This is a genomic window from Rudaea sp., from assembly GCF_036560865.1.
GTDB lineage: Bacteria > Pseudomonadota > Gammaproteobacteria > Xanthomonadales > Rhodanobacteraceae > Rudaea.
Genome location: NZ_DATBQK010000079.1, coordinates 1 through 9,281, shown reverse-complemented (window position 1 = coordinate 9,281; position 9,281 = coordinate 1). Strand labels below are relative to the sequence as shown.

Below are 9,281 nucleotides of genomic sequence, written 5' to 3'. Positions count from 1 at the left end.
GCGCGCCCTTAGGGCGTACGCAGAACGGAAGGGCGCATCAGCCGCGAGGGCACTTTTCTCGCCACAGGGTCTTCGCGACTCGATCGCGGGCTTTCTGCGGTTCAACGTCGAAAGTGCGACCGCGAAGGGGTCCGCCAGAGGCTGCCTTCTGGAGTGCGTCGCGCCGCTTGTGAACGACGCTGAGGTTCAGCGGTTCTTGCAGAGCACGATCGCGGGCGGCGCGGCGCTGGTGGAGCGCCGTTTCCGGGACGGGATCAGCGCGGGAGACATCCCGCCTGACTTTCCGGTAGCCGTGCGCGCGCGCCAGGTCATCGACCTTGTCCGAGGTCTGACAATGCGTGCGCAGATAGGCACGCCGCGCAAGACGCTCCTCAAAGATGCTGAGGAAGCAGCCGACTTGGTGCTCCTGCCGCGGCGCGTCTGGCGGGTTATCGGAAACAATTCACAGAGGAAATGACCATGACAACTTACATGAGGGGGGCCGGGGCGTTTCGTCGTCTTATGAACAACGTGGTGGCGTGGTCAGAAGCACTGAATTACTCGGGCTTTGACTACACCACGGACCGGATAGCTTTTGTCGAGCGGGAATTAGCAGAAATCAAGGATCGGATGCGTCAATTCGAAGCGTCACGGCATGAGCCGCCAGATGTGCCTCCGATGCGCCGACCCGCTGAGTGAGGGGTTTGGCGATTTGCCCGCGCGCCTAAGTCGCCGCGGACCGTTGAACGTACCCGATACGGCGAGCTTTTACGGCGGCGGCGAACGCTGCTATACCGACTGTCCGGAGTGGGTCGAGAACGACCGTTTGATCAGGTGCACATGATGACGGGCAGTTGCGTGACAAGCGAACAATAAAAAACCGCATCAGAGTGCGGTTTAATGGATGTTGCTGGATGTTGCGGTAATGGAAATGGCGTCCCCAGGGGGATTCGAACCCCCGTTACCGCCGTGAAAGGGCGATGTCCTGGGCCTCTAGACGATGGGGACGCCGGAAACCTTTGAGTGGTGGAGCTAATCGGGATCGAACCGATGACCTCTACAATGCCATTGTAGCGCTCTCCCAGCTGAGCTATAGCCCCACGATGTGATCCGCGAAACGGCCAGGATGCCTCGCGGATGCCCAACGACTCTACCCGTTGCGGCGCCCCAGGCCTTTAAAAGGCACGGAGCCGTCAATTATAACTTGTCTTGCCAGAGGGTGAAACCCCTCCATTTCAATGTCGCAACGTCTTTTTCGGCACGGCTCAGGCGCTCTTGCCCTTGGCGAGCAAGAGCCAAGTGTCGACGACCGTGTCGGGATTGAGCGAAATCGATTCGATACCCTGATCGAGCAGCCATTGCGCGAGGTCGGGATGATCCGACGGACCCTGGCCGCAGATGCCGACGTACTTGCCTTTGGCTTTGGCCGTCTTTATGGCCATACTCAGGAGTTTTTTCACCGCCGCATCGCGTTCGTCGAACAGGTGAGCGACGATGCTCGAATCGCGATCGAGGCCGAGGGTCAGCTGGGTCAGGTCGTTCGAGCCGATCGAGAAGCCATCGAAGATATCGAGGAATTCGTCGGCGAGCAGGGCGTTCGACGGCAGCTCGCACATCATGATGATCTTGAGGCCCGGCTCTTCACCAGTACGTTGGCCTTGCTTGAGTCCATTTTCGGCGAGCACCTCGACGACCTTGCGGCCTTCGTCGAGCGTGCGCACGAACGGGATCATGACCCACGCGTTGGTCAGACCCATTTCCTCGCGCACCTTTTTCATCGCACGGCATTCGAGCGCAAAAGCCGGCTTGAAACTCGGATCGACGTAGCGGCTCGCGCCGCGGAAACCGATCATCGGGTTTTCCTCATGCGGCTCGTAGCGTTTGCCGCCGATCAGGTTGGCGTACTCGTTCGACTTGAAATCCGATAGACGCACGATGACCGGATTGGGTGCGAACGCAGCGGTGATCGTGGCGATGCCTTCAGCGAGGCGGTCGACGTAAAACTGCACCGGGTCGCCGCTATAGCCGGCGATCTTCTCGTCGATCTTGCGCCGGGTTTCCGCATCCTGGGCTGAGTAGTCGAGCAGGGCTTTCGGATGAATGCCGATATGACTGGCGATGATCATTTCCAGGCGGGCGAGGCCGACGCCAGCGTTCGGCAGCATGGCGAAATCGAACGCTCGCTCGGGATTGGCCACATTCATCATGATCTTGAGCGGCGCCGGCGGCATGTGGGTCAGATCGGCCGTGACCTTCTCGAATTCGAGAATGCCCTTGTAGATCGTGCCGGTGTCGCCCTCGGCGCAGGACACGGTGACCTCGGCGCCGTCCGGAATCGCTTCAAGGCCGTTACCGGTGCCGACGACGGCAGGAACGCCAAGCTCGCGCGCGATGATCGCCGCGTGGCAGGTGCGTCCGCCGCGATTGGTGACGATCGCCGACGCGCGTTTCATCACGGGTTCCCAATCGGGGTCGGTCATGTCGGCGACCAGCACGTCGCCGGCTTCGACGCGGCTCATGTCCTTGATCGAACGAATTACGCGCGCCTTGCCGGCGCCGATCTTCTGCCCGATCGCGCGACCTTCGGCGAGCACATCACCGCGGCTGCGCAGGTGGTAGCGCTCGATCTGCGTCGCGCGCACGCGCGACTTCACTGTCTCCGGGCGCGCCTGCACAATGTATACTTTTCCGGTATTGCCGTCCTTGGCCCATTCGATGTCCATCGGGCGGCCATAGTGCTGTTCGATGACCAGCGACTGCTTCGCCAGTTCGTGCACATCGTCGTCGCTGATGCTGAATGCGTTGCGCTCCTTGGCCGCGACTTCCTCGATGCGCACGCGCTCGCCGGGCTTGCTCGAATAGACCATGCGCTGCTGCTTGGCGCCGATCTGGCGGCGCAGGATCGCGGGCTTGCCCGCGCGCAGCGTCGGCTTGTAGACATAGAACTCGTCGGGATTCACCGCGCCTTGCACGACCATTTCGCCGAGGCCGTAACTGGCGGTGACGAACACCACGTCGCGGAATCCAGACTCTGTATCGAGGGTAAACAGCACGCCGGAGGCGCCGACATCCGAGCGAACCATCAATTGCACGCCGGCAGAAAGGAATACGTCTTCGTGCGCGTAGCCGTGGTGCACGCGATAGGCGATCGCGCGATCGTTGTACAGCGAGGCGAATACCTCCTTGACCTTGTGGATCACATCGTCCGCGCCACTGACGTTGAGAAAAGTTTCCTGCTGACCGGCGAACGAGGCGTCGGGCAGATCTTCCGCAGTCGCTGACGAACGCACCGCGACGGCGATGTTCTCCGCTCCACTGTCCTTGCACAACTTGGCATAAGCGGCGCGCACCGCCGCGTCGAAGTCGGCAATCAGTGGCGTATCGATGATCCACTGGCGGATCTCACCGCCGGCCTTGGTCAGCGTGTCGACATCGTCGACATCGAGTGTCGAGAGTCGATCCTGGATACGTTTGGCGAGGCCGCTTTGTGCAATGAATTGCTGGAACGCCGACGCGGTCGTCGCGAACCCGCCCGGCACGGACACGCCGAGCTGGGCGAGATTGCCGATCATTTCGCCCAGCGAGGCGTTTTTTCCGCCGACCTTGCCCAGATCGGACAGGCACAGCTGATCGAGCCACAGAACCAAATCGCTCAAGAAGTTTCTCCGGATGCTACGGGGAAGGGCAGGTGTTGCGGGGCACGCCAATTTTCGGGCTTTACGCTACGCGAAACAAGCTTGATTTCTGCGCACGTGCGGCTTCGCTTACACTGGATTCTCCGTCGCCGGTCGTGCATCCATGTCCAGAAGCGTTTTCTATGTGTCCGATGGTACCGGTATCACCGCCGAAACGATCGGCCACTCGGTGCTGACCCAGTTCGAAGGCGTCGTTTTCGACACGTTCCGCATTCCGTTCGTCGATACCGAAGAGAAAGCACGCGCAGCCGCGGAGCGTGTGCGCAATACGCACACAACGACCGGCGCGCGACCGATCCTGGTGAACTCGGTGATCGATCCGGCCATCAGCGAAATCCTGATGACGAGCGGGGCGCTCATGCTGGATATATTCGCGCCGTTCATCGCGCCGCTGGAAAGCGAACTCGGCATGAAGCGCTCGCGCAGCGTGGGCCGCGCGCACGGGATGACCAATTTCGCCGAGTATGAGGCGCGCATCAACGCGACCAACTATGCGCTGACGCACGACGACGGTCTCGACGTGAACTATGCCGACGCCGAAGTGATCCTGGTCGGCGTCTCGCGCGTGGGCAAGACGCCGACCTGTCTGTACATGGCGCTGCATTACGGCGTGCGCGCCGCCAATTACCCGCTGACCGAGGACGATCTCGACAAGCTGGAAATTCCGCCGCGCCTGCGCCCGTACAAATCGCGTTTGTTCGGTCTGGATATCGATGCGCAGCGTCTCGCCCAGGTGCGCGAAGCGCGCAAGCCGGGCAGCCGCTACGCGAAGATCGAGCAATGTCGCCACGAACTTGCGCTGTCCGACAAATTATTCAAGCGCGAAAATATTCCAGTGCAGAACACCACGCACACGTCGATCGAGGAAATCGCGAGCAAGATTCTCGCCTGGCTGGGCATCGAGAAGCATATGTTCTAACGATGTTTCGCGCGGGGCTGCGATCCTGCGACTCAGGGTCCGCGCGGAAGTGACAATCGACGCGCGTGCAGGTTGACCAACTTACTCGCTGTCGCACGCACTGCGCAAGTCTGGCGGCACGACGGCGCGATGCTTATGATGCGCGCATGTCGCTCGCGATCGAAAAGCCCATCGCTGCACTGCCTGGCAGGTTCGCTTACCTGATGGGTTTGTACGCGGAGAATTACCATCGCCTCGCGCGTCTGTTCGCGCCGCAGGCGCTCGGCGTCGGCAGCTACGTGTCCACCGTCGACGACGGATTGGATGTACGCCTCGACGTAATCGAACGCCATGCCTACACGCTGGAACTGAAACTGACCTATTGCATGACCGATCGCGATACCGGCGTCACGTCGCCGTCGGCGTGGCTGCGCATGTACAGCGACGCGCATGTCGCCGAGGTCTCCCACTGCCATGCCGGCAAGCACCTGTGGCACGCGCTGGGCCCGTTCCCACCGACGAAAACCTTGTTCGCGCATCGCATGCGCATGGCGAGTTTCCTCAATCGCTGGCTCGAATATCTGGCCGAGCAGGGCCACTCGCGCGGCACCTTGATCGCGGAACGAGAACTTACCGTCGCGACGAAGTAATTGTTTCGGGCGAAACTTGGCGAATCGCCCGTGCTGGAGGAACCCATGCAGACGCTTGTCACACGACCGATCTGGGCCGCGCTCGGCGCGCATTGGCGGCAACTGGCCGCCACGCATTTGCGTGAATTCTTTGCCGCCGATGCGCAGCGCGGGGAAAAGTACACTCTGGAGGCGGCGGGCTGGTATCTGGACTACTCCAAGCAGCGCATCGACGATGAGGCGTTGAAGCTATTGCTACAGCTGGCCGATGACTGCGCTGTTGCCGGGCGCATTGCCGCCATGTGGAATGGCGAAAAAATAAACCTCACGGAAAAACGCGCGGTGCTGCATGTCGCGCTGCGCGCCAGCAAGGATCAGCGCATCGAAGTCGACGGTCGCAATGTCGTGCCCGACGTGTACGGCGTGCTCGAACGCATGGCGGCATTCGCCGCGCGCGTGCGCAGCGGCGAGTGGAAGGGGCACACCGGCAAGCGCATCCGCAATATCGTCAATATCGGTATTGGCGGCTCCGACCTCGGCCCCGTGATGGCGCACGAAGCGCTGCGCGCCTACAGCCAGCGCGACCTGGATTGTCGTTTCGTTTCCAACGTCGATGGCACCGATTTCGACGAGGCCACGCGAGATCTGGCCGCGGATGAAACCCTGTTCATCGTCGCCTCGAAAACCTTCACCACGCAGGAGACGATGACGAATGCGCACACTGCGCGCAGTTGGCTGCTGAAGTCGCTGGTCGACGAGGCTGCGGTGGAGAAGCACTTCGTGGCCGTATCGACCAACGCGGCCGAGGTCGCCAAGTTCGGCATCGACACCGCGAACATGTTCGGCTTCTGGGATTGGGTCGGCGGGCGCTATTCGATGGATTCGGCGATCGGCCTGTCGACGATGATTGCGATCGGCCCGGAAAATTTCCGCGCACTGCTCGACGGCTTCCACGCGATGGACGAGCATTTCCGCAGCGCGCCGTTCGCGCAGAACATGCCGGTACTGATGGCGCTGCTCGGCATCTGGAACACGAATTTCCTCGGTGCGCACACCCAGGCCGTGCTGCCGTATGCGCAGTATCTCAAGCGCTTTCCTGCCTATCTGCAACAGTTGACGATGGAGAGCAACGGCAAGTCGGTCACCTTGGACGGCGCGCGCGTCGAGTACGAAACCGCGGCGATCTGGTGGGGCGAGCCCGGCACCAATGGCCAGCATTCCTTCTATCAGCTTCTGCATCAGGGTACGAGATTAATCCCCTGTGATTTCATAGGTTTCTGTGAATCTCTTAATGTGCTTATGGATCAGCATGACTTGCTTATGGCCAATCTGTTCGCGCAAAGCGAAGCGCTCGCGTTCGGCAAGACCGCAAGCCAAGTGCGCGCGGAAGGCACGCCCGAATGGCTGTTGCCGCATCGCTGCTTCGACGGCAATCGGCCGAGCAACACGCTGCTCGCGCAACGCCTGACCCCGCACGCACTCGGCGCGCTGGTCGCGCTGTACGAGCACATCACCTTCGTACAAGGCGTGATCTGGAATATCGATTCGTTCGATCAGTGGGGTGTGGAACTTGGCAAGGAACTCGCCAAGCGTACGGTCGCTGAAATAACCGCCAGCGCCGAACCGGCGCTCGCGCACGACAGTTCGACGAATACCCTGATCCGGCGCTACCGCCAGCAGCGCCATTGAGCTCGCGGATTTTTGTGACCCGATTCACGGCATGCGCGTGCATGGCGCTCTGGTGTGGGCGATGCAGGCAGGGCTAGAATGGGTCAACGCTAACCGGTGTGGGGAGAACACGATGAAGAAGCAGTTGTTGGCAATCGCTTGTGCGGTGGTCGGTCTCGGGATCGCGGGCGCTGCGATGGCGGCAGGAGACGGGCGTCCCGCATTGGGCGTTACGGAATTCACCAACCAATCCGGTGCGGCTTGGTGGCGCGGCGGCGTAGGCTGGGAGCTGTCGGGGATGTTGTCGAACGAGTTGGCCTCGAACGGCGACTTTCGTATAGTCGAGCGCAACAAGCTGCAAAGCGTGCTCGAAGAGCAGAATCTCGCGGTTTCCGGCCGCGTGGCCCCGGGGACGGGCGCAAAGATCGGCAAGCTGACCGGTGCGCAGTACCTCGTCACCGGTACGGTCTCCGCGTATGAGGAAAATACATCGAGTACCGGCGGCGGCCTGAGCTTTCACGGCATCGGCCTCGGCGGCAAGTCTGCCGAAGCCTACCTCGCGGTGGATATCCGTGTGATCAACACGACCACGGGCGATATCGACTTTGCGCGCACGGTCGAAGGGCGCAGCAAGAGCAGCGGCATGTCGGTGGGCGTGTATCGCGGCGGTTTCGGCGGTTCCCTCGCGCACGAGGAAAACACCCCGGCGGGCAAGGCCATTCGCGCCGCGCTGGTTGAGATTTCCGACTATCTGGACTGCGTGATGGTCAAGCGCGACGGCTGCGAAAACGAATACCGCGCCAAGGAGCAGAAGCGTCGCGAGGGTGACAAGAAAGCGCTCAAGCTCGACTGAGTGTTCCTACCGCCAGAAACGCCTTGCAATGCGCTGATGCGATGCCGGTATGGCATCGCGTCGCCGGCAAATCACACTGAATTTACTGCGGCCGCGGCTTGAACGGCCGCTTCGGCTTGCCGGCTGGGCGATTATTGCCCGAGGGCAAACGATTGCCGATATCGTCGCGTGGCAGTTCTTCCTCGCGACCGCGAAACGGGCGCGGTTGGCCCTGTGCGCTGTTACCCGCGTAGCCGCCGCCGGGTGAATTGAAGCTGCGCGCCGGACGATTGTCCTGCCCCGGCCGCCGTTCGCCGCGTGGCGCGGAATTGGGCGCCGCATTATTGCCCGCTGGCCGCGGGCCACCCGGACGTTTGTTGCGCGGCGGTGGCCGGCCACTGCGTGCGGCGTCTCCCGCGAACCAGGTGCGCTGTGGCGGCGGCTGAAAGATTCCGTTTTGCTCACTCAGGGCATGCCCCGGCTTGCTGCCGCGCGGTTTGCCGCGACCGGGCGCGCGCGCACCAGGCTGTCTCGCGTTCAAGCCTTGGCCGCCGCTGCGTGGCGGCTTCTTGCCACTATGTTTGCGTTTGGCGCCGGGTCGGAACGGCGTGTCTTCGCGGATGCGATCGAACGCGCGCAGTTCTCGCGCCTCGTCCTGCGTGCCGCCGTTCCAGGCCTGCTGCGAGTTCGGCGCAGGGCGAAATTCGTTGGACGGTTTTGCGCGGCGCTGGTTGATCACCGGCTGCAAAGTCAGCACCGGCTCCGGATCGGCCGCGCCGACCAGAGTCCGCAGCGCCTTGACCAGGTCCGGATTCAGGGTTTCGCTTTGTCCGCGCAGCAGACCTCGCGGCAGTTCGATGTTGCCGTAGCGGATGCGCTTCAAGCGACTGACCATCAGGCCCTGCGATTCCCACATGCGTCGCACTTCGCGATTGCGGCCTTCGCGTATCACCACGCGGAACCAGGAGTGACTGTCGCCGCGGCTGATGATGGCGAGTTCGTCGAAGCGCGCCGTACCGTCTTCGAGATCGATGCCGCTTTTCAGTTTCTCCAGCGTTTCATCGGGCACTTCGCCGTGCACACGGCAGATGTATTCGCGTTCGATTTCGGTGCTCGGGTGCATCAGCGCATGCGCGAGCGCGCCGTCGGTGGTCAGCAGGAGCAGGCCGGTGGTGTTGATATCCAGACGACCGACCGAAATCCAGCGCGCGCCCTTCAACTGCGGCAACTGCTCGAAAATCGTCGGACGGCCTTCCGGATCCTCGCGTGTCGCGACCACGCCTTCGGGTTTGTTGTAGATCAGCACCTGGGCGTGTTCGGTGCTGTCGTTGACAACGACGAAAAGCTTGTTGTCCAGTTCGACGCGGTCGCCGGAGCGCACGCTCGATCCGAGTTCGGCGACCTTGCCGCCGACGCGGATTTCGCCGGCCTGGATGCGCTGTTCGAGCATGCGCCGCGAGCCGAGGCCCGCGTTGGCAAGCACCTTGTGCAAACGATCCTCGAAACTCGCCGCGCCGTCCGGCGCATCGCCGTTCGCGGTGCGTTTGAGGCTGAGCAGGGTGCGCGATGTGGGCGCGTTC

General features: G+C 62.1%; 8 protein-coding genes and 2 tRNA genes. 6 read left to right on the top strand and 4 right to left on the bottom strand.

What is annotated here, in order from left to right; genetic code table 11:
• Together VIE67_RS08380 and VIE67_RS08375 are read left to right on the top strand one after the other, a co-directional pair.
• Nucleotides 1-457, top strand: a 457-nt coding sequence (locus tag VIE67_RS08380) for a hypothetical protein (protein ID WP_332025154.1), incomplete at its 5' end; no start/stop codon positions are given.
• A 2-nt stretch (nucleotides 458-459) separates the two neighbouring features.
• The gene (locus VIE67_RS08375; protein ID WP_332025151.1) at nucleotides 460-678 is read left to right on the top strand and encodes a hypothetical protein; all 219 of its coding nucleotides are present in this window, start codon (nucleotides 460-462) and stop codon (nucleotides 676-678) included.
• Between the two features lie 233 nt (nucleotides 679-911).
• On the opposite strand, the gene VIE67_RS08370 is transcribed toward VIE67_RS08375, so the two are convergent.
• From VIE67_RS08370 to ppsA, 3 genes are all read right to left on the bottom strand, one after another.
• Nucleotides 912-987 (bottom strand) — tRNA-Glu (locus VIE67_RS08370).
• Nucleotides 988-1,003: 16 nt separating this feature from the next.
• Nucleotides 1,004-1,079, bottom strand: a tRNA-Ala gene (locus VIE67_RS08365).
• A gap of 165 nt (nucleotides 1,080-1,244) precedes the next feature.
• A complete protein-coding gene (gene ppsA, locus VIE67_RS08360; protein WP_332025149.1) occupies nucleotides 1,245-3,635 on the bottom strand; it encodes a phosphoenolpyruvate synthase in 2,391 nt (796 codons plus the stop codon).
• A 142-nt stretch (nucleotides 3,636-3,777) separates the two neighbouring features.
• Here ppsA and ppsR point away from each other — a divergent pair, with 142 nt between their 5' ends.
• From ppsR to VIE67_RS08340, 4 genes are all read left to right on the top strand, one after another.
• Nucleotides 3,778-4,593: a phosphoenolpyruvate synthetase regulatory kinase/phosphorylase PpsR gene (ppsR, locus tag VIE67_RS08355; RefSeq protein WP_332025147.1), complete on the top strand. Its 816-nt coding sequence runs from the start codon at nucleotides 3,778-3,780 to the stop codon at nucleotides 4,591-4,593.
• 146 nt (nucleotides 4,594-4,739) lie between these two features.
• The gene (locus tag VIE67_RS08350) at nucleotides 4,740-5,222 is read left to right on the top strand and encodes a DUF1249 domain-containing protein (RefSeq protein WP_332025145.1); all 483 of its coding nucleotides are present in this window, start codon (nucleotides 4,740-4,742) and stop codon (nucleotides 5,220-5,222) included.
• A gap of 45 nt (nucleotides 5,223-5,267) precedes the next feature.
• Nucleotides 5,268-6,890, top strand: coding sequence for a glucose-6-phosphate isomerase (pgi, locus tag VIE67_RS08345; RefSeq protein WP_332025143.1), 1,623 nt, complete (start codon nucleotides 5,268-5,270; stop codon nucleotides 6,888-6,890).
• Nucleotides 6,891-7,002: 112 nt separating this feature from the next.
• On the top strand, nucleotides 7,003-7,722 hold the full coding sequence (locus VIE67_RS08340) for a CsgG/HfaB family protein (protein WP_332025140.1): 720 nt from the start codon (nucleotides 7,003-7,005) through the stop codon (nucleotides 7,720-7,722).
• Between the two features lie 82 nt (nucleotides 7,723-7,804).
• On the opposite strand, the gene VIE67_RS08335 is transcribed toward VIE67_RS08340, so the two are convergent.
• Nucleotides 7,805-9,281: pseudouridine synthase (locus VIE67_RS08335; RefSeq protein ID WP_332025138.1), on the bottom strand; the 1,477-nt coding region annotated here is incomplete at its 5' end.